Origin of the sequence: Oryzihumus sp. (assembly GCF_036391795.1) — a bacterium.
Lineage (GTDB): Bacteria > Actinomycetota > Actinomycetes > Actinomycetales > Dermatophilaceae > Oryzihumus.
In genome coordinates, this window is the sequence record NZ_DASVZH010000095.1 from 1 (window position 1) to 18813 (window position 18813).

Below are 18813 nucleotides of genomic sequence, written 5' to 3' on the forward strand. Positions count from 1 at the left end.
TTCGGCACCCGGCGGCTCCAAAGGCTCGTGGGCACGCATGAGAACGGCCCCGCGAACGGGTGCTCGAGGGCCGCGGTGGGTTCGGCGGCGTACGGGCGCCTCACGGGTTGCTGGGTGGCCCTCCGTCCACCGGCAGGTGACACCGCTCGTAGGTGCCCAGGGCGGCGACTCGGACGAGTCGTTGCGGCGCAGGACGGCGACGCTGGCGTGGTCGGGCAGGTGGCAGTCTCGCCGTCCGGTCAACGGGTTTGTCCGCCGGCACGCGGCGCTATTCCGACCGACCCAGGCTGGGGTGTGCGGCACCATGGGCCGCGATGTCGTTTGACGAGGGGTCATCTGTGAACTCGACCGTGCTGCCGGTGCTGGTGCTCGCCGGAGGCCCCGCGGTGGGCAAGAGTGCCACTGCCAGTGGGCTTGCCGCCTCGCTGCCGAGGTGTGCGGTCATTGAGGTCGATGACGTGCGGCAGCTCGTTCGCAGCGGCGCCGCGGCGCCGTGGGAGGGCGAGGAAGGACTGCGCCAGCAGGTCCTGGGGGTGCGCAACGCGTGCGCCCTGGCCCGGGAGTTCACCGCGGCCGGTGTTGCGGTCGTGGTCACCGACGTCGTCACCCCGAGCACGCTGGCGCTGTACCGCGAGCTCCTTCCGGGGGTCGTGGCGATGCACCTGGTCGCCGCGCCCGAGGAGGTACGGCGCCGGGCGGGTACAAGGCCCGTGTACCTGACAGACGCGCAGTTCGCGATGCTGCACGCTCAGGACGAGGAGAACCCGCCGCCGGCCGACGCGCAGCTGGATGTCACCGACGTGTCCCTCGAGGTGCAGGTCCGCATGGTCCGGCAGGCGTGGCTGGCAGCAGCCGCCCACGGCTGGACAGCACCCCGTCATGACCACCAAAACCCGTGAGGTCACGAACCTCATGGAATGCGGTATCGGCGGACGTTCTGGCACGCGAGTGAGGTCCAGCCATCGGTACAGTTGTGCACATGGGTGCTGGTGTGGCCGTGACAGGTTCCGGCCGTTCTTGCTGACAGCGCTGGGACAGTCTCGAGTCAACTTCCTCCGTACCACGCCGTCGGCTTCTTGCCGGGCGACCGAACCGAGTTGCCTGGCCCTGCCGTCCCTCAGGAGCCACACCGCATGCACGGAAATCAGCACGCAGACCCGACCCAGCCTCGCGTCGGACCTGCAACCACCACGCTGTTCCTGATCGTCGGGCTTCCCGGCGCCGGCAAGACGACGTTGGCCCGAGAGCTGGCCAAGTCGCACGGTGCGCTGCGGCTGACTCCGGACGAGTGGCACCTTCCGCTGTTCGGCAAGTCGCTGACGGCCGACGGCAAGCGCGACAGCCTGGAAGGCCGGCTGATCACGGTGGCGCTGCGCACGCTGCGCCTGGGGACCAGCGTGGTCCTCGATTTCGGGCTTTGGGGCCGAGACGAGCGGTCAGCACTGCGCTGGCTGGCGGACGAGGCCGGGGTGCCGTGCCAGGTGGTCTACCTGCCCGTCGAACTGGACGTCCAGCTGGCCCGTATCGCGCACCGTCAGGCGACGACGCCCCACGAGACCTTCCCGATGCCCGAGGCTGACGTTGTCTCGTGGCGTAACCAGTTCCAGGCACCCGATGCCGCCGAGCTCGCGGGCGAGGACCTCCCCTGCCCGCCGCCTGGATGGTCGACCTGGCTCGCGTGGGCGGTCGATCGGTGGCCGACACTCGACCCCTACACGACGTGACCGCTCATCGGCCAACACCGGCACGCGCCGGATGGTGAGCCGGCCGCGGAGTATGCCGACGTCGTCACGAGAAACGTGACGGACCACGAGTTGGCGCGGGTGGGAGGCAGGAACGCGTCCACGCCGTCGCCGGTCAGCCCCCCCTTGTGGGCACCCCACCGAGCGCGTCAACGACAGAAGGCCCGGCCCCTGAGGTCCGGGCCTTCTGTCATCCCTCGCTCGTCCCTTCGCTCGATGTGACCACGGGCCGCCCGGCCCATGGTTGCCCCAGGCCGCACGTCCGGCGGTCGGTGCCGGGATCTCGAAGGAGGCTGACGATGATCGGCGCGACGATGGTGGTGGCGACCCTGCCGGTGACGGACCTGGAACGGGCCAAGGCGTTCTACGCCGACGTCCTTGGCCTGACGTTCCTGTGGGAGACGCCGGTCGGGGTGCGACTGCGGTGCGGCGACGTCAGCGAGGTCTCCCTCTTCAAGCGGCCGCCGGTCACCACCGAGCACACCCTGGCCCACTTCGAGGTCTCCGACATCGAGGCGGTCGTCAAGGACCTCGAGACCAAGGGGGTGGAGTTCGTCGACTACACCGAGGGGCCGCTGACGACCACCGGGCACATCGCCCAGCTCGGCCCGTCCCGCGGCGCCTGGTTCCACGATCCCGACGGCAACACCCTCGGCCTGCGCCAGGCGTAGCCGAGGTCGCCACCGTCGCGCCCCACCGGCGTCGCCGTGGGCGCTGATGCATTCACGGCCTCATCACGGACGGGGACATCGTGCGAGTGACGTCACCGCGCCGGGATGTTTCCTGCCCCTGACTCGTCAGGCCTGGGGGGTCGACCGCACGGCGTCGCGCGCCACCTCCACCATGGCGGGGAAAGACGTGATCCCGTCCTCGACCAGCCGCCGCAGGGCCGCCGCCTGGGCGGCACGCACGGTGTCGCCCACCGGGACCAGGCCGTCGCGTCCCCGGTCGCGCTGCAGCCGGGCGAGCTCCTCGGTCTCCTCGTGCTCCGCGTGGGCCTCGACGTCGTGGCGCAGCTGGCCGAAGCGCTGCTCGAAGTCGTCAGAGTCAGGGTCGAACTGCTCCAGCTCGGTCAGCGCCGCGGCCGCCTTGGACTCCTCGTCCTCCCGTGCGGTGGCGATCGCCTCGCCCCCGGGCAGGTCCTGCCTTGTGAGCCGGTGCACGATGGCCTGCTCTGCGGCCTCGTGTGCCGCCAGGTCGCGGCGCAGCTGGAGGAACCCTCGGGCGCGCTCCTCGCCGTGAGCGCTCGCCACGTGGCGCATCAGCTCGCTGAGTGCGCGATGTTGCCCTACGAGCACGTCCACGAGGTCCGCCGGCGGGGTCTCCACGGACTCCTCCGCCGCTGGCGCGTTGCTGCGGCGCACGCCGACGCCCTGGTTGTAGGCGAGGTGGCCACCCAGCCAGGCCGAGACGGCAGACAGCCCGAGGCCGGCCAGACTCCACCGCATGCCGGCGCTGCGGCGCCCTCGCGTGCGGGCCAGCCAGCTCGTCGAGAAGCACACCAGCGAGGCGGTGTTGAGGGCCCAGTGAGCGACGCCCACCCGCTGCCGGCTCCCGCTCGTGGGCAGCCAGTCGTGGGCACCGGTCAGCGCCGCCGGCACAGCGAGGACGACCCCGGCACCGGTCAGTGTCCGGGCCGCGTCGTGGTGCTCGTCGTTGCCGACCACGTCCAGGATCGAGGCCGAGATCCACGACCCCAGCGGGAGGACGACGATCGCGGGATGTGCGGGGTGGCCGAGCGGTTCTCCGCCGAGCAGTGCGCTGACCAGGGTGTTCTGCCGAAGCGGGGAGAGCAGACGGGCCACGCCGGCCCCGACCGGGTCGAGGAACGCGGCGTTCTCCACTGCACCGGCGGCCCGGTCAGCCAGGGTGTTCAGTCCTGTTTTCACGGCAGATCCGTCCTGTTGTGGAGGTAGGGACACCGTGTCTGTACCCCGTTTGGTGTGGAACCAGCCCTGCCCGTCGCAACCGCCGGGGCACAGTCCCCTGCACGGCCGCGGCGCGCCGAGGCCTGCTCAGTCCCGGCTGGGGACGCCGGGCGCGTGCGGGTCCGGCTCCCCCAGGGGTCCGGGCTCTCCCGGAGCCTCCGGAGAGTGCTCCGGCTGCTCGCTGGGGGCGCGCCCGGGCTCGGGGTCCTCGCCCGGATCGACCGGGTTCGGTTGCTGACTCATCGATGCCCCTCTCTCACTGCGTGGACGTGAGGCGTCGGGCGGCGCGTGCGCCGCGACCCGACTGCGTGCGTACCCGTGGACCGTGCCCGGTGGCGCCGCCCGCGAAACGGGGCCGCCGCGGATACCGTCGCCGGCCCCGGTCCCGGTCCCGGTCCTCAGCATCGCCGGCCGCGCCACACCCTCGTGCCCGGTCTCGCACGTGCGGCCGCTGGACCCGGCGCCCGAGGGACACGAGCACGTCGATCGACGGGGTGAGGAGGGCAGCACATAGCCCAAAAAAGGTTGCGTGAACGCAATCGATGGTGGGTACGGGGCTCGTATGGGGTCGCCAACCGGCAACCCCGACCCGACACCCCTCCGGGACCGTCATGGACGCAACACGACGCACCCACCTCATCGACCGGCCCGGCGACCTTCCGGGGGACACGCAGGGGGCGCTGGACCGCGCCGGCGGTGGGGTGCGACCCCGCCCGGACGCGCCCGGGCACGGGCTCACCGTCCGGTGGCGGGACATCGACGAGCACCGGGTCGCCTGAGCGCCGCCGACAAGGGTGGCGCCGTGCGGGACACCGGAGGAGAGGAGGACCAATGAGTGAGCAAGAGGTCGTCGTGGTCACAGGGGCCAGCGGTGGCATCGGACGGGCCGTGGCGCGGATGTACGGCGAGCGCGGCGCCAGGGTCGGCCTGGTCGCGCGAGGCGAGACCGGCTTGAAGGAGGCGGCCGAGGAGGTGACCCGTGCTGGTGGCACGCCACTGGTCCTGGCCCTCGACGTGGCCGACTTCGCCGCCGTCGAGGAGGCGGCCCAACGGGTCGAGCGCGAGCTCGGGCCGATCGACACGTGGGTCAACGTCGCGTTCACCTCGGTGTTCGCGCCGTTCCACCAGATCCGGCCCGAGGAGTACCGCCGGGTCACCGAGGTCAGCTACCTGGGCTACGTCCACGGCACCATGGCGGCGCTGAGCCGCATGCGCGAGCGCGACCGCGGCACCATCGTCCAGGTCGGCTCGGCCCTGGCCTACCGCGGCATACCCCTTCAGACGGCCTACTGCGGGGCCAAGCACGCGATTCAGGGCTTCCATGAGGCGTTGCGGTGCGAGCTGCTGCACGAGCGCAGTGGTGTGCACGTGACGATGGTGCAGATGCCGGCGGTCAACACCCCGCAGTTCTCCTGGGTGCTCTCGCGGCTGCCCCGGCACGCCCAGCCGGTGCCGCCCATCTACCAGCCGGAGGTCGCCGCTCGTGCGGTCCTGTATGCCGCGGACCACCCGGGGCGCCGCGAGTACTGGGTGGGAGCCAGCACGGCAGCGACCCTGGCGGCCAACGCGCTCGCGCCCGGCCTGCTGGACCGCTACCTGGCGCGCACCGGCTTCTCCTCCCAGCAGACCGACCGGCCCCGGGACCCGGACCAGCCGGCCAACCTGTGGCACCCCGCCGACGGGCGCGCCGGCCACGACTTCGGGGCGCACGGGATCTTCGACCGGGAGTCCACCGCTCGCAGCTGGCAGCTGTGGGCCTCCCAGCACCACGGCGTGCTGGCGGGCGCGGGGGCGGCGTTGCTCGCCGGCGCCGGTGTCCTGGCCTCGAAGGGCCGGGCCGGGCGGTGAGGACAGGCCCGGTGCGCGCGCCGGGAGGGCCCCCGGCGAGGGCGTACCCACCGCACGTGCTGCGCGAGTACGCCCTCGTGGCCGACGGCGAGCGCGGTGCCCTGGTCGGGCCCCGCGGCGACGTGGTGTGGTGGTGCGTTCCACGCTGGGACGACGATGCCGTGCTCTCCAGCCTCATCGGCGGCGACGGGGTCTACGGGGTCACGCCTCGGGACCGGTTCGTCTGGGGCGGCTCCTACGAGCCGGGCAGCCTCATCTGGCGCAGCCGCTGGGTGACCATGAACGCGGGGGTGGTGCAGTGCCGCGAGGCGCTGGCCCTGCCCGCCGACCCGCACACCGCCGTCCTCCTGCGCCGGGTCGAGGCGGGCCCGGAGCCGGCGCGGGTGGCGGTGGTGCTCGACCTGCGCGCCGGCTTCGGGCGCCAGCCGATGACCGACCTGCGGCGCCACCCCGACGGCACCTGGACCGCGTGCACCGGCGGCCTGCACCTGCGGTGGTCCGGGGGCGCAGAGGCCCGGGTGGATGATGCCGGTCGGCTCGCCATGGACCTGACCCTGCCCGCGGGGTCCCACCACGACCTGGTGCTGGAGGTCGGCGACCGGCCGCTCGGCGCCGTGGTGGCGGCGGGGACCGCCTGGGAGCGCACCGAGCGCGCCTGGCGCGAGGCCGCGCCCGGCCTGACCCACAGCGTGGCGCCGCGGGACGCCCGTCAGTCGTGGGCGGTCCTGCACGGGCTCACCGGTCGGGACGGCGGGATGGTGGCGGCCGCGACGATGAGCCTGCCCGAGCGGGCCGAGCGGCACCGCAACTACGACTACCGCTACGTCTGGGTGCGCGACCAGTGCTACGCCGGGCTCGCCGCCGCGGCGGCCGGGCTGGAGGAGCTGTTCGACACCGCCGTGGGCTTCGTGACCGCGCGGTTGCTGGCCGACGGGGACCGGCTGCGACCGGCATACCGGGGTGACGGCAGCGCCGTGCCGCAGGAGCGGGACCTGCACCTGCCGGGCTACCCCGGCGGGCAGGACGTCGCCGGCAACTGGGTCAACCAGCAGTTCCAGCTCGACGCTGTCGGCGAGGTGCTGCAGCTGCTGGCGCGGGCCGCGGCGCTGGACCGTCTCGACCGCGACGGTCGGCGTGCCATGCGGCTCGGCGTCGACGTCGTCGCCCGCGCCTGGCTGCGCCCGGACGCCGGGATCTGGGAGCTGCACGACCACTGGTGGACCCAGTCGCGGCTGGCAGCGGTCGCCGGGCTGCACGCCGTGGCCGGGCAGCTGACGGCCCGGGAGGCCGGGCCGGTGCTGGACCTCGCCGAGACCGTCCTGGCCGAGACCACGACGCGCTGCCTCGACCCGTCCGGGCACTGGCGGCGCAGCCCGACCCATCCCGGTGTCGACGCCTCGCTCCTGCTGCCTCCACTGCGTGGCGCCCCCGCCGCCGACGACCCCCGCACCCTCGCCACCGTCGAGCAGGTCCGGCGCGAGCTGGTGCGGGAGGGCTACGTCTACCGGTTCCGGGCGGGGGATCAGCCGCTCGGCGAGGAGGAGGGCGCCTTCCTGCTGTGCGGTTTCCTGATGGCGATGGCCGAGCGGCAGCAGGGCAACGAGGTCGCGGCGTTCCGCTGGTTCGAGCGCACCCGTGCAGCGTGCGGCTCGCCCGGGCTGTTCGCCGAGGAGTACGACGTGGAGCAGAGGCAGCTGCGCGGCAACCTGCCACAGGCGTTCGTCCACGCCCTGATGCTTGAGACGGCCGTCACCCTCTAGCGTGACGCGGCACCGGCGGGGGCGTCGCGACCGCCGAGCCGAGGTGGAGGCGGTACTTGCGTGGCGAAGCCTCATGGGCACACTGCGGACATGACCGCAGAACAACCCCGGGGCCCCTCCTCGAGGACGGCTGCGCTGGAGAGCCGGCGTCGGGACCCGGTCTTCCTGAGCCAGACCTCGGCCATCGTGCTCGTGGACGCTGCCTTCGTCATCCGTGCGGCGACGCCGACCTACGCCGCCGTGACGCAACGGGACGAGGAGGAGCTGATCACGGTCGGCCTCTTCGAGGCGTTTCCGGACAACCCGGAATGTCCGGAGGACCAGCCCACCCGCACCCTCGCGGCCTCCATCGAGCAGGCCATGCGCACCCGGCAGAGCCAGTACCTGCCACCCATGCGCTACGACATCGCCGACCCCAAGCGCCCGGGGAAGTTCGTGGAGAAGCGTTGGCTGATCGTCAGCTCGCCGGTGACCGCCGGGGACGAGGTCATCGGGGCCAGCGTGAGGGGGCACGACCTGACGCTGGCCGAAGAGAGTCTGGTGGAGAGCCTGGCCCAGTACCGGGAGGTCCTGGCACAGGGGGACCTGCGTGCTCAGGCCTCACGTCGGCGGCTCGAGACCATGGACGCCTTCCTCGAGCTGGTCGACAGTCACGGCCGGCTCAGTGCTGAGGTCGCGAGCCTGCGGGAGGCGCTGCACACCCGCGGGACGATCGGCCAGGCGATGGGTCTGATCATGGCCGACCGCCGGTGCTCCCCCGAGGAGGCGTTCGAGGTGCTCAAGCGGCTTTCGATGAACACCAACGTGCGCGTGGCTGACGTCGCTGCTGCCCTCGTCTACCAGTCAGGACCTCGGTGACGGACCCGATCCACCGCTCGGCGTCCGGGTGCTCGATCGGTGCGGTCACGCAGGGCTGCGTGGGTGGCTCAGGGTTTGCCACATCAGCCGGAGTGAGGCATGGTCGACCGAATGCCCTGCTCCACAGAGCGCGTCTGGTACGTCAGCTACGGCTCGAACATGGCCGCCTCGCGGCTGCGCTACTACCTGACCGGCGGCACCCCACCGGGCGCCCGCCGACCGCACCCGGGCGCGCGCGACCCGCGGCGTCCACGTGCGGCCCGTGGCATCAGCATCCCCGGCGAGGTGTACTTCGCACGGCGCTCGACCCTGTGGGGCGGGGGCATCGCGTTCTTCGACCCGAGCGCCCCCGGGGTGACCGCTGCGCGCGCCTACCTGGTCTCTCGCGGGCAGTTCAGTGACATCGCCGCCCAGGAGATGCGACGGGCGCCGGGCAGCGACCTCGACCTGAGCCGGGCCCTGGCCACGGGTCGGGACGAGCTCGGTCCCGGCTGGTACGACACCCTCCTGCACCTCGGCGACCTCGACGGGATCCCTCAGCTCACGTTCACCGCACCCGGGTCCGCGGACGCCGCGGTCCCCAACGCACCGGCGCGGGCCTACCTGCAGGTGCTCGCGCAGGGGCTCCGGGAGGCGCATGACTGGGAGCCCGCGGAGGTCAGCTCGTACCTGAGCCAGCTGAGCGGAGCCCGTGGCAGCTGGTCACACGCAGCGATCAGCGAGCTCCTGGCTGACGCTGCCTGAACCGCGCGCGCCCGGACCCGGCGTCAGGTCGTCGCCCGGCCGGCTCGCGGCACGTCCCCAGGGCGCAGGGCAGCGGAGCCCTCGGCGTCCAGCCGCCGCCACAGGACCACGGCCAGGACGGCCATCCACAGTAGCCACGCCCCGATGTTGACGCGTTCGTAGAAGCCCATCAGCGGCGTCGGGAGACCCCGGGCGACGTTCGGGGCCTGCGTGCCGGTCAGGGCGCCGAACAGGAGGATCACCACCACGGTCGCGGCGCAGTAGATCCGGAACCCCCACCCGAGGCCGGCGGCGGAGGACCCGATCTCGGCCAGGATGAACACGGCCGTCAGGGCCGTCAGGCCGATGTGGCCGACGTCGTTGGCCGCGAGGGCCGCTCCGACGACGACGTCCTGCCGCGCGGTCATGGGGAACGGGAGCCACAGCAGGCTGGTCACGCCGAAGGCCACCAGCAGGGCGCCGGTGACCCGCAGCCACCGGTTCCCGCGTGCGGCGCGCCAGACCCCGAAACCGAAGGCGACCATGGCCGGCATCCAGATCGCGTCCATGCCGATGAGGAACGGCCGGGCGGCCGCCCCTGTCGCGGACAGCTCGCTCACCGCCTGGTCCATCCGGGTGTACCCGCGGGTCATCGCGGCGGCGATGACGTCGTTCCCCACGACGTAGGAGACCCCGTACAACACCCCGCAGGCCAGGAGCACCTTGGTGAGCCGGTCGGCGCCGGGCGCCGGGTACGCCCTCACCTGCGACATGGCGAACCTCCCCGATCACTCCTGACGAGCCGGCGGACGGCCCCTGCGTTCGCGCTCAGGCTCCCCCCTGGCGGGTTCTCGCGGAAGGGCCTTTGGCCCGTCGGCCCTGCCGCGGTGCCCGGCAGACCGGCCAGGTGGCCGCCCGGCATACCTCCGGGGTTGGAAGCCCGGCGGCGCGCCAGTTGGGGGAGGGGCGCGCCGCCGGGGGTCTGGGTCAGGCGGCGTCGGGTGCGCCGGCCCACAGGTCGGGTCCGAAGACCTCGTAGCGGATGTTGGTCGAGGGCACGCCGCGGCGGATCAGGGCCGCCCGGGCGTCGCGCATGAACGGCAGCGGCCCACACATGAAGACCTTGGCGTCTGTGGGGACGCAGACCTGGCGCAGGTCCATCAGCCCCTCGTGGGCCGCGCGCCCAGCGCCCCGCTCGTCGACCTGCTCGTACCAGGTGTGCACGGTGAGCCGCTCCAGGGCCGAGGCGGCGGAGGTGACGGCGGAGTACAGCGGGTGGTGGGCCGCCGAGCGGTCGGCGTGGGCCACGGTGACCGGACGGCCGGGCTGACGCTCCGAGAGCTCGTCGAGGATCGCCGCGACGGGCGTGATGCCGACCCCGGCGCTGATCAGCAGCAGCGGCTCGGTGCCGTCCTCGAGCACCACGTCACCCGAGGGGGTGCCGACGTCGAGCACGTGCCCGGGCCGCACCGCGTCGTGCAGGAACGAGGAGACCAGGCCGTCGGGGGCGCCGTCGGTGCCGCGCTGGCGACGCACCGTGATCTGCAGCGTGTCCGGCCGGGGCCCGCTGGAGACGGTGTACTGGCGCGGCTGACGGGAGCCGTCCGGCAGGTCGACCGCGACCGAGACGTACTGACCCGGCTGGTGCGCCGGGACCGGTCCCTCGTCGGCGGGGCGCAGCACCAGCGTCACGATGTCGGTGGCCTCCTCGATGCGCTCGGCCACGACGTAGGGACGCCACGGGTGCGCCGGGTCCACGCCGGCGCGGGTGTAGAGGTGGGCCTCCTGGGCGATGAGCTGGGTCGCGAACAGCCAGTACACCTCGTCCCACGCCGCGGCGATCTCCGGCGTCACGGCGTCGCCGAGCACCTCGCCGATGGCGCCCATCAGGTAGCGGCCGACGATCGTGTACTGCTCGGGCCGGATGCCGAGCGACACGTGCTTGTGGGCGATCCGCTCCATCACCGGGGCGAACGACGGGGCGTCGGGGTCGATGAGCTGGGTGGCGTAGGCGACGACCGAGGCCGCCAGGGCGCGGCGCTGGTCACCGTTGGCCTGGTTGCCCTGGTTGAACACGCGCAGCAGCTCCGGGTGCGCCTCGAACATCGCCGGGTAGAAGCGGGAGGTGATCTCGACCGCGTGCTGGGCGACCACGGCAGCGGTGGCCTCGACGACGGCGGTGGACTCGGCAGAAAGCATGGGGAAGCAACTCCACGAGGGGCGCAGGAATCTGACAAATCACATTTTATTAGACTCAATTCCGTGAAAAATGCGCTCAGTCGCCTCGCCCCCGAGCTGGCACCGCTGACCAGCGGCGACGCCCCGACGAAGGGGCCGCTGCCGGCGCGCCCTCGCCGTCGACGGCGCCCGCTGACACGCGCACGGGCCGCGGTGCTGCAGCGTCTGGCGGACCAGCCCGAGCCGTGCCGGGTGGCCGCCCTGGCGGCGGTCACCCGGCAGCACCCCAACACCGTGCGCGAGCACCTCGACGTCCTCGTCGCCGACGGCTACGCCACCCGTGTCGCGGCGGAGCCCGACGGTCGGGGCCGCCCGGCCTGGCTCTACGCGGCGGTGGAGCTCGGGGACGTGGCCGATGACGCCGTCGTCGTGGCCCGCGAGTATGCCGGTCTGGCGGCCACGCTCGCGGCGCACCTGACCCGCACCAGCGCGAACCCTGCCGAGGAGTCGCTCGATGCCGGCTCCTCCTGGGGCCACCAGCTGGCGCTGACCTCCGGTCGGGAGCCGGCCCGCAACGCCACGGCCGCCCGGCGCCAGGTCGTGGCGATGCTCGACGAGCTCGGCTTCGAGCCCGAGGCCGACGCCCGGGCCGCGGTGGTCAGGCTGCGTCGCTGTCCCCTGCTGGAGGCCGCGCACGAGCACCCGGAGGTCGTCTGCAACGTGCACCTCGGGCTGGTGCGCGCCGCGCTGGAGGAGCTCGGGGCCGACGCCGGGGGCGCGGCGCTGACCCCCTTCTCCGAGCCGGGCGCCTGCCGGCTGGACCTGCTGCCGCGACGCGTGCGCAAGCCCGGCGCCTGACGCCGGCCTGCAGCGGCCGTCGTCACGGACGGGGTCTGACGGAGGGCGGGGCGTCGGACTTCGGGACCGGTCCCCCGTGGTCTCGTCAGCGAGACCCGATGGACCACACCTGGCCACCACACTCCCGGCTGACCCGGTCGACCACGACGCCGGCGCCGGTGACGGCCCGGTACTCACGCGTGTCGCAGGCCTGCTGGTCCCCGCCCAGGTTGGTCGCGCCCTGCTGCCCCGCCTTCAAGGTGGCGATCGGCATCGGCCGGCCGGTGGCGTCCATCAGCTGCACAACCACCGTGTCCGGGGTGGTGTTGGTGAACGTGAAGATGTCGTGGCGTTCGCACGTGGCCGCACCGGTGACGACGACGACCGCCGCCAGGAGCAGGCCCCCCAGCCTCCGGCTCACCCGCATACGCCAGCCCTCCGTCCCCGGCGACTGTCCTGTCCCGTCAACGCGGCGATCGCGAAGGCATTGCAGTGGTGACTGGGCGCGGTCGCGCGGTCAGAACCCGCCCCAGGGCCAGTCGCCCGGACGCACCCGGAACGTCCCGGGCGGAGGGTCCTCCTGCCAGTCCTCGTCGTGACGGCCACGGAGCCGGTTGACCGCGACCACCACCAGCCCGGTGACGATGCCCAGGGTTGCGACACCGAACACGCCGATCAGGAAGACCGCGATCACCGTGCTCGCGCTCATCGGACCACCCCCGCCTCGGACGCGAACCGTCCTTGCATGCAGTGTCCGCACCGCGATCTCTCGACGTCAAGAGAAGGGGCGTGCGCGGCGGGGTGACCGCCACATGGTGTGGACGGTCGGGCCGTCGTCGGGCAGGTCGAACGCGCCCACCTGCTCGAAGCCGTAGCGCTCGTACAGCGCCACGTTGGCCGGGTTGCTGGCCTCGAGGTAGGCGCTGGCCCCCTCGGCGTCGATGGCACGCAGGTTGTCGGCGAGCAGGGCGAGGCCGTAGCCGTGGCCGCGCTGCGCCCGGTCCGTGGCCAGCAGGCTGAGGTAGTAGTGCGGCTCGCCGCGCGGGTGCGCGGCCTCGAACCGCTCGAGCGCCTGCGACACCCGAGCCGCGCCCGGACCGAGCAGGTCGGGCAGGAGCGCCTCCAGCCTCACCTCCTGCTCCTCCGACAGGTCGCTGCGCCCCGGCGGGATCCAGATGCTCGTCGCCACGTCGCCGGCGGCGAGCCACACCCAGTCGTGGCGCAGGGCTCCCTCGACGAACAGGCCCCAGAACGCCCGATGCTGCTCCCGGCGGGCGCCCGGGTCCGGGAAGGCCCACGACCAGGTGGGGTCGTCGAAGAAGGCGCCGACGACCAGCTCGGTGACCGTGCCGGAGTCTTCCGGGGTCGCCACCCGCGGTCCGTCCTCCACGGCACACCCTCTCGTCGCGCTGGGGCAGCGGCCGAGCGCCGCGCACCGGTTCACCGTACGGCGGCGGGGGAGGAAGGCGGAACGTCCGGCGCCGCGGTGCCCGTGCGCCGCCGCGGGCGGTACCATCAGTGTGGTACCGGCCTCGGTTCCCTCCTTCCACCTGGACGATCCCAGTGCGGCGGGCCTTGGTCGGTCACAGGTTCCACACCGTGTGCGGGCCGTCTGGGGCGGGCACGTCGATCTCTCGCAGATCCAGGAGCCGGGTCGCGTCGAGGGGCCGCTCTGGCCTCCGGTCCACCCGGGCGTCGTCCCCGGCCGGTGAGCCGCCGTGTCCGCAGGCGGCTGCACCGCCGCCTCGACCGTGCCGTCGTCATCTCAGAGGAGAGCAGTTACTTGGCTCGACCAGCCCACCACCAGTCCGGCGCCACCCGGACCGCCCCGCGCAACCAGCGGCCGCGGCGAGCCCGCGACCTCGGGGAGGCCGGACTCATCCCGGTGCTGGCCCGCGCGGTGCGTGAGGTCGAGGCCCGGGCCCAGCGCGGTCGGGTCGGACCGTCGGCACGCACCAAGTTCCAGGTCGTCGCGCTGCTCGTGCGCGAGGAGCGGGCTCGCCTCAAGGGTGACGGGACGATCGGCGAGTCCCAGCGGGGCGAGCAGCTCAAGCGGCTCGACGGGATCGCCACGATCCTGGCCAAGACCGCCGCACGCGACACCTCGCTGCTGTCGCTGCTCGCCGAGGACGCGGTGATCTCCGAGGCGGCCACGTCGCTGCGCCGGGAGATGCTGCTGGACGCCGGCATCGAGCCGGTGGCCGAGGAGCCCCCGGCCGCCGAGGCCGCGAGCGCCGCCGCCCCCGCCAAGCGGCAGGTGGTGCCGCAGTCGGTCATCTCCCGCCAGCTGGCCAACCCCTTCCTCGCGCCGGACTTCTCCGCCGCCGCGGTCCAGCACCGGCCGGTGACCGGTCGCCTCTCCAGCTGGGAGCTGCTCGGTCCGCTCTTCCGTTCCTTCGAGGAGGGTGGGGACTCCTCGTGCATGGACCTGCCCGCACCGACCTCCCTGAAGGCGCCGCACGGCTTCGAGCTCATGCACCACCAGGCCCAGCTGGTCGCGGCCGCCGCCGCGGGCCACCGGACCTTCCTGCTGGCCGACGAGCCCGGTCTGGGTAAGACCGCCCAGGCGCTGCTCGCGGCGCAGGCCGCCGACGCCTTCCCGCTGCTCGTCGTCGTGCCGAACGTCGTCAAGGCCAACTGGGCCCGCGAGGCCGAGATGTGGACCCCGGGCCACCCGGCCACGGTGATCCACGGTGACGGCGAGACCATCGACGGCTTCGCCGACATCGTGGTCGTCAACTACGAGGTCCTCGACCGGCACGTCGGCTGGCTGGGTGACCTCGGCTTCCGCGGCATGGTCGTCGACGAGGCCCACTTCATCAAGAACAAGACCTCGCAGCGCTCGCAGCACGTCCTGCAGCTCTCCGAGCGCATCCGCGCCCGCGCCCTGAACCCCCTGCTCATGGCCCTGACCGGCACCCCGCTGATCAACGACATCGAGGACTTCAAGGCGATCTGGCAGTTCCTCGGCTGGATCGACGACAAGAAGCCCCGGCCCCGGCTCATGGCCGCGCTGGAGGAGAACGGGTGGTCGCCGGCCGACCCGGCGTTCTACCCCGCCGCCCGGGCCAGCGTGATCGACCTCGGCATCGTCCGCCGACGCAAGGTCGACGTGGCTGCCGACATCCCGGCGCGCCGCATCGCCGACCTGCCGGTCGAGCTCGACGACGAGGCGGGTCGCTCGATCCGGGCCGCCGAGCAGGAGCTGGCCCGCCGCCTCGTGGCGCGCTACGACAGTGCCCTCGCCGCCCGCACCTCCGGTGCCGTCGTCGAGGGCATCGACCACGACCTCGTACGCCGGGTCGCGGCCTGGGAGCGCGAGGAGTCCGGCTCGGCCAAGACCGGGGAGAACGTCTTCGGCGTCATGCGCCGCATCGGCCAGGCCAAGGCCGGGCTCGCGGCCGACTACGCCGCGCAGCTGGCCCGCAGCGTCGGCAAGGTCGTCTTCTTCGCCAAGCACATCGACGTCATGGACGCGGCCGAGGAGACCTTCGCCAAGCGGGGCCTGCGCTACGCCTCGATCCGCGGCGAGCAGACCGCCAAGGCGCGGCAGGCCAACATCGACGCGTTCGTGCAGGACCCCGACGTCGCCGTCGTGGTCTGCTCGCTGACGGCGGCCGGAGTGGGCCTGAACCTGCAGGTGGCCTCCAACGTCGTGCTCGCCGAGCTGTCCTGGACCGCGGCCGAGCAGACCCAGGCCATCGACCGGGTTCACCGCATCGGCCAGGGCGACCCGGTGACGGCCTGGCGGATCATCGCCGCGCAGACCATCGACCCGCGGATCGCCCAGCTCATCGACAGCAAGGCCGGGCTGGCCGCCCGGGCGCTCGACGGCTCGGACGAGGAGGTCTCGTCCTCGGCCGACGTGCAGCTCGAGGCGCTGGTCACCCTGCTGACCGATGCGCTGGCGGCGCGGCAGTAGCGGCCGCGGCCACACCGCATACGGGGCACGACGAAGGCCCGGACCTCATGGTCCGGGCCTTCGTCGTGGAGGCAGTGCAGGCCCGCCCACCGGTGGGGGTCCACCGGGTCAGGCTCCCTCGACGACGGGGTGGATCGCCTCGGCGACCAGGCCGTGTGCCTCGTGGTGCACGGCGCGCGCGGCGTCGGCGCTCGGGGCCTCGACCAGGCAGAAGACCTGCCCCTTGTCCTCGTCGACCCAGTACCGCTGGTAGCTCACGCCGTACCGGTCCTGCGTGCGCAGGTCGGCCGCGTGGGCCGCGGCGGCAGCCTCGGCCGTGACGCCGTCGATCGTGTGGATGTCCAGAAACAGTGCCATTGGTGGTTCCTTCTCATGAGCTTTGCGGTGGGGGGCGCCCCGCCGCGGGCCCGCCGTCGTGGCGGCCTGTCTCCTACTATCGGGAGATGGGATGGCCAGGCCCATGACCCGGACGCCGCCGCCCGTGACCGGGAGTCCGGATCTGCCGCGGGCTGCGCCGGGCGACCCGTTCGACGTCGTGCGGCAGGTGCTCGACCTCGTCCGGCTCGACGGTGCGATCTTCTTCCGGTCCGACTTCCGGGCGCCGTGGGCCTACACGTCCCCGCCCGCGGCCGAGCTGACCGGGGCTCTGCCACCCGGCCCCGGGAGCCTGGTGATGTTCCACGTCATCGCCGAGGGCAGCTGCTGGATCTCGGTCGGTGGCGGCCCGCCGCGTGAGGTCTCCGCCGGGGACGTGGTGGTGATGCCCTACGGCGACGCGAACGCCTGGGGCTCGCGCGAGGCCGCCGACCCGGTGCCCATCACCAGGCTGCTCCCGCCCACCCCGTGGACCGAGTTCCCCCGGATCGAGCACGGCGGCGCGGGGCAGCGCACCCAGGTGGTCTGCGGCTACCTGCGTGGGGACGCCGTCCTGTTCGACCCGGTGCTGCGTGCCCTCCCGTCGCTGTTCGTCGTCCGTCCGCCGCCGGGGCCTGCGGCCGACTGGGTGCGGGCGAGCGTCGACTTCGCGCTCGCCTCGGCGCGGCCCCCGGGCGAAGGCTCAGGCGCGGACCGGCGGCTGCCCGAGCTGCTCTTCGCCGAGGTGCTGCGGCTCTACCTGCACGAGCAGGGGCAGGCAGACCTGACCGGCTGGCTGGCTGCACTGCGCGACCCCGTGGTGGGCCGGGCGCTGTCGCTGCTGCACGCGGACCCGGCCCGTGACTGGTCCGTGGGTGAGCTCTCCCGGTCCGTGGCGGTGTCCCGGACGGTGCTGCTCGACCGCTTCCAGGAGCTCTTGGGCCGCCCGCCGATCCGGTACCTCACCCAGTGGCGGCTCAACCTGGCCTCGGGCCTGCTGCGCACCACGGGGCTGGGTGTCGCCGAGGTCGCCGGCCGCGTGGGCTACCGGTCGGAGGAGGCCTTCAGCCGGGCCTTCAAACGCGCCTTCGGTGCAGCGCCGGCCCATTGGCGGGCCGGTCAGGTCCCCGCCCTCGGCCCGGTCGCAGGATCCTGAGCAGGATGCGCCTCAGACGAGCTTGCCGGCGACGTCACCCGGGCCGGTGCCGCCGGTCGCCGGCAGGCCGGTCCCGGCGGAGGGGTCGGCGACGCTCCCGTCGGGTCGCGCCTCGACCCAGGCATCCACCTCGGCCCACCGGTCGAGGAGCCACCGGGTCCGCGCGTCCTCCTCGCGCGGCACGCGCGCGGCCGGGACGTGCCACCACCGCAACCGCATGGGCACCACGAGGGGGAGCGCTCGCCATACCTGCGAGGGGCTGACGAGCCGGTCCAGGCCCGCATGTGCGGCGACGATGACGTCCAGGTCCGGGCGGGCGTCCAGGCAGGCCAGGACCCCCGACGGGCGCGGCGGCATGACGTGCTCCATGCGTCGGGCCCGCGCTGCCTCGGCGAAGTGGCCCCGTCGGCGCAGGCGCCGGATCGCACGGCGCCGCCGCCGTGGGGTCCAGTTGCCGCCCTCGGGGAAGATCAGGAGCGCCTCTGGCCCGCTCAGGTCCGCGGCGAGCCGTCCCACCCGCGCGGGGAGGTCGTCCCCGGCACCGCTGCGTGAGGGGATGAAGCAGCACGAGAGCCGGTTGAGCAGGACGTCGAGGGCGGGGTCCAGCTGCAGCTTGTCCTTGAGCACGATGCGCGGGCGGCGGTGGTACTCCGTCATCAGCAGGTGCGCGATGGCGAAGGAGTCCCCGGGTCCCGCGTGCCGCGCCAGCACGAGCAGGGGTTCGTCGCCGGGCACGGCGGCGACGTCCCGTCGGGCCGGTTCGTCGACCACGACCCGGAACCCGAAGTGCCGCTCGCCGGCCCGCAGTGCGTCCCGCAGCGCCGACTCCAGCAGCGCCCAGTGGGCGTCCGCCCAGGCCGTCGCGTCGCGTCGCGCCGCGATCGGCGCGCGCAGCCACAACCGCAGGCAGGAGAGCAGGATGCGCAGGTCGACCACCAGGTATGCCGTGCCGAACCGGGCCGCTCGCAGCACCCGGTGGCGTGGGGTCAGCGGCCGGAGCACGGCGGAGACGCCGGTGACCAGCAGCAGGAGCGCCAGCATGGCCACGACGAGGAGGGTCGTCAGCGGGAGCAGCACCCGGCGCAGCCAGCGTGGCGGCATGTCTCAGCCCTCCCTGACCACTGCGGTCCGCAGGTAGCCGGCGGCCGCCTCGCGCGCCCGGTCGATACGCCCGGCCACCCCCGAGGTGCTGCGGTACCGCACCGAGACCAGCGGCGCGCGGTCGTCGCCGCTGGGCAGCACGTGCACCTGCACCCCTTCGGGCAGCGAGGCCATGGTCGAGACGAACTGGTGTCGGCGGGCGACCTCGAACGCCACGAGGCCCACCTCCCAGGGACGGCGGGGCACGTTGAGCGGTCGCTCGATCCGGCCGACGTGCAGGACGTAGACGGTGCGGGCCCCCAGGGCCACCGCCCGGGCGACGGGCACGCTCTGCACGATGCCGCCGTCGATGAAGTGCCGGTCGCCCACCCGCACGGGCGGCAGCAGCCCGGGGACCGCGGAGGAG

General features: G+C 73.4%; 20 protein-coding genes. 11 read left to right on the plus strand and 9 right to left on the minus strand.

The annotated features are described in order from the left end of the window. Positions 1–314 precede the first annotated feature (314 nt). From VF825_RS05580 to VF825_RS05590, 3 genes are all read left to right on the plus strand, one after another. Positions 315–899: a hypothetical protein gene (locus VF825_RS05580; RefSeq protein WP_331111004.1), complete on the plus strand. Its 585-nt coding sequence runs from the start codon at positions 315–317 to the stop codon at positions 897–899. Positions 900–1133: 234 nt separating this feature from the next. Further along, on the plus strand, positions 1134–1724 hold the full coding sequence (locus VF825_RS05585) for an ATP-binding protein (protein ID WP_331111006.1): 591 nt from the start codon (positions 1134–1136) through the stop codon (positions 1722–1724). 317 nt (positions 1725–2041) lie between these two features. Continuing rightward, positions 2042–2413 (plus strand): VOC family protein, encoded by a 372-nt coding sequence (locus VF825_RS05590; RefSeq protein ID WP_331111008.1) that lies wholly within the window; start codon positions 2042–2044, stop codon positions 2411–2413. A gap of 126 nt (positions 2414–2539) precedes the next feature. Here VF825_RS05590 and VF825_RS05595 read toward each other — a convergent pair whose 3' ends face one another. Further along, positions 2540–3631, minus strand: a complete 1092-nt coding sequence (locus tag VF825_RS05595; RefSeq protein ID WP_331111010.1) for a DUF2231 domain-containing protein — start codon at positions 3629–3631, stop codon at positions 2540–2542. 650 nt (positions 3632–4281) lie between these two features. Between VF825_RS05595 and VF825_RS05600 the strand changes: the two genes are divergently transcribed. The 5 genes from VF825_RS05600 (at position 4282) to VF825_RS05620 (ending at position 8880) form a co-directional block, all read left to right on the plus strand. Further along, on the plus strand, positions 4282–4449 hold the full coding sequence (locus VF825_RS05600; protein WP_331111012.1) for a hypothetical protein: 168 nt from the start codon (positions 4282–4284) through the stop codon (positions 4447–4449). Between the two features lie 52 nt (positions 4450–4501). Continuing rightward, complete coding sequence (locus VF825_RS05605) at positions 4502–5518, plus strand: SDR family oxidoreductase (RefSeq protein WP_331111014.1); 1017 nt, start codon at positions 4502–4504, stop codon at positions 5516–5518. Between the two features lie 56 nt (positions 5519–5574). Beyond that, positions 5575–7278, plus strand: coding sequence for a glycoside hydrolase family 15 protein (locus VF825_RS05610; RefSeq protein ID WP_331111016.1), 1704 nt, complete (start codon positions 5575–5577; stop codon positions 7276–7278). A 90-nt stretch (positions 7279–7368) separates the two neighbouring features. Next, positions 7369–8136 (plus strand): ANTAR domain-containing protein, encoded by a 768-nt coding sequence (locus VF825_RS05615; RefSeq protein ID WP_331111019.1) that lies wholly within the window; start codon positions 7369–7371, stop codon positions 8134–8136. Between the two features lie 111 nt (positions 8137–8247). Further along, positions 8248–8880 carry a histone deacetylase gene (locus VF825_RS05620; RefSeq protein WP_331111021.1) on the plus strand — a complete coding sequence of 211 codons (633 nt, stop codon included), beginning with the start codon at positions 8248–8250 and terminating at the stop codon, positions 8878–8880. Positions 8881–8903: 23 nt separating this feature from the next. On the opposite strand, the gene VF825_RS05625 is transcribed toward VF825_RS05620, so the two are convergent. Both VF825_RS05625 and VF825_RS05630 read right to left on the minus strand, forming a co-directional pair. Further along, complete coding sequence (locus VF825_RS05625; protein ID WP_331111023.1) at positions 8904–9632, minus strand: DUF998 domain-containing protein; 729 nt, start codon at positions 9630–9632, stop codon at positions 8904–8906. Between the two features lie 214 nt (positions 9633–9846). Then, positions 9847–11058 (minus strand): globin domain-containing protein, encoded by a 1212-nt coding sequence (locus VF825_RS05630; RefSeq protein WP_331111024.1) that lies wholly within the window; start codon positions 11056–11058, stop codon positions 9847–9849. Between the two features lie 63 nt (positions 11059–11121). Here VF825_RS05630 and VF825_RS05635 point away from each other — a divergent pair, with 63 nt between their 5' ends. Then, positions 11122–11895 (plus strand): helix-turn-helix transcriptional regulator, encoded by a 774-nt coding sequence (locus VF825_RS05635; RefSeq protein WP_331111027.1) that lies wholly within the window; start codon positions 11122–11124, stop codon positions 11893–11895. Positions 11896–11980: 85 nt separating this feature from the next. On the opposite strand, the gene VF825_RS05640 is transcribed toward VF825_RS05635, so the two are convergent. The 3 genes from VF825_RS05640 to VF825_RS05650 form a co-directional block, all read right to left on the minus strand. Beyond that, positions 11981–12295 carry a hypothetical protein gene (locus VF825_RS05640; protein WP_331111029.1) on the minus strand — a complete coding sequence of 105 codons (315 nt, stop codon included), beginning with the start codon at positions 12293–12295 and terminating at the stop codon, positions 11981–11983. Positions 12296–12391: 96 nt separating this feature from the next. Next, positions 12392–12583 (minus strand): hypothetical protein, encoded by a 192-nt coding sequence (locus VF825_RS05645; protein WP_331111031.1) that lies wholly within the window; start codon positions 12581–12583, stop codon positions 12392–12394. A gap of 66 nt (positions 12584–12649) precedes the next feature. Beyond that, positions 12650–13264, minus strand: coding sequence for a GNAT family N-acetyltransferase (locus VF825_RS05650; protein ID WP_331111034.1), 615 nt, complete (start codon positions 13262–13264; stop codon positions 12650–12652). A 393-nt stretch (positions 13265–13657) separates the two neighbouring features. Here VF825_RS05650 and VF825_RS05655 point away from each other — a divergent pair, with 393 nt between their 5' ends. Then, entirely contained in the window at positions 13658–15796 is a 2139-nt protein-coding gene (locus VF825_RS05655; RefSeq protein ID WP_414695779.1) for a DEAD/DEAH box helicase, read from the plus strand. Positions 15797–15904: 108 nt separating this feature from the next. Here the strand turns inward: VF825_RS05655 and VF825_RS05660 are convergent, their stop codons facing one another. Further along, positions 15905–16153 (minus strand): DUF4242 domain-containing protein, encoded by a 249-nt coding sequence (locus tag VF825_RS05660; RefSeq protein ID WP_331111036.1) that lies wholly within the window; start codon positions 16151–16153, stop codon positions 15905–15907. A gap of 124 nt (positions 16154–16277) precedes the next feature. On the opposite strand from VF825_RS05660, the gene VF825_RS05665 reads away from it, so the two are divergent. Continuing rightward, entirely contained in the window at positions 16278–17306 is a 1029-nt protein-coding gene (locus tag VF825_RS05665) for an AraC family transcriptional regulator (protein ID WP_331111038.1), read from the plus strand. 12 nt (positions 17307–17318) lie between these two features. On the opposite strand, the gene VF825_RS05670 is transcribed toward VF825_RS05665, so the two are convergent. Together VF825_RS05670 and VF825_RS05675 are read right to left on the minus strand one after the other, a co-directional pair. Next, positions 17319–18407 (minus strand): 1-acyl-sn-glycerol-3-phosphate acyltransferase, encoded by a 1089-nt coding sequence (locus tag VF825_RS05670; RefSeq protein ID WP_331111040.1) that lies wholly within the window; start codon positions 18405–18407, stop codon positions 17319–17321. Positions 18408–18410: 3 nt separating this feature from the next. Continuing rightward, a partial coding sequence (locus VF825_RS05675) for a patatin-like phospholipase family protein (RefSeq protein ID WP_331111042.1) occupies positions 18411–18813 on the minus strand: 403 nt, incomplete at its 5' end.

Excerpts from the sequence above, each read along its gene's own strand:
- VF825_RS05580 (WP_331111004.1), top strand. The coding sequence starts at position 315 with ATGTCGTTTGACGAGGGGTCATCTGTGAACTCGACCGTGCTGCCGGTG.
- VF825_RS05585 (WP_331111006.1), top strand. The coding sequence starts at position 1,134 with ATGCACGGAAATCAGCACGCAGACCCGACCCAGCCTCGCGTCGGACCT.
- VF825_RS05590 (WP_331111008.1), top strand. The coding sequence starts at position 2,042 with ATGATCGGCGCGACGATGGTGGTGGCGACCCTGCCGGTGACGGACCTG.
- VF825_RS05600 (WP_331111012.1), top strand. The coding sequence starts at position 4,282 with ATGGACGCAACACGACGCACCCACCTCATCGACCGGCCCGGCGACCTT.
- VF825_RS05605 (WP_331111014.1), top strand. The coding sequence starts at position 4,502 with ATGAGTGAGCAAGAGGTCGTCGTGGTCACAGGGGCCAGCGGTGGCATC.
- VF825_RS05615 (WP_331111019.1), top strand. The coding sequence starts at position 7,369 with ATGACCGCAGAACAACCCCGGGGCCCCTCCTCGAGGACGGCTGCGCTG.
- VF825_RS05620 (WP_331111021.1), top strand. The coding sequence starts at position 8,248 with ATGCCCTGCTCCACAGAGCGCGTCTGGTACGTCAGCTACGGCTCGAAC.
- VF825_RS05625 (WP_331111023.1), bottom strand. The coding sequence starts at position 9,632 with ATGTCGCAGGTGAGGGCGTACCCGGCGCCCGGCGCCGACCGGCTCACC.
- VF825_RS05630 (WP_331111024.1), bottom strand. The coding sequence starts at position 11,058 with ATGCTTTCTGCCGAGTCCACCGCCGTCGTCGAGGCCACCGCTGCCGTG.
- VF825_RS05645 (WP_331111031.1), bottom strand. The coding sequence starts at position 12,583 with ATGAGCGCGAGCACGGTGATCGCGGTCTTCCTGATCGGCGTGTTCGGT.
- VF825_RS05660 (WP_331111036.1), bottom strand. The coding sequence starts at position 16,153 with ATGGCACTGTTTCTGGACATCCACACGATCGACGGCGTCACGGCCGAG.
- VF825_RS05670 (WP_331111040.1), bottom strand. The coding sequence starts at position 18,407 with ATGCCGCCACGCTGGCTGCGCCGGGTGCTGCTCCCGCTGACGACCCTC.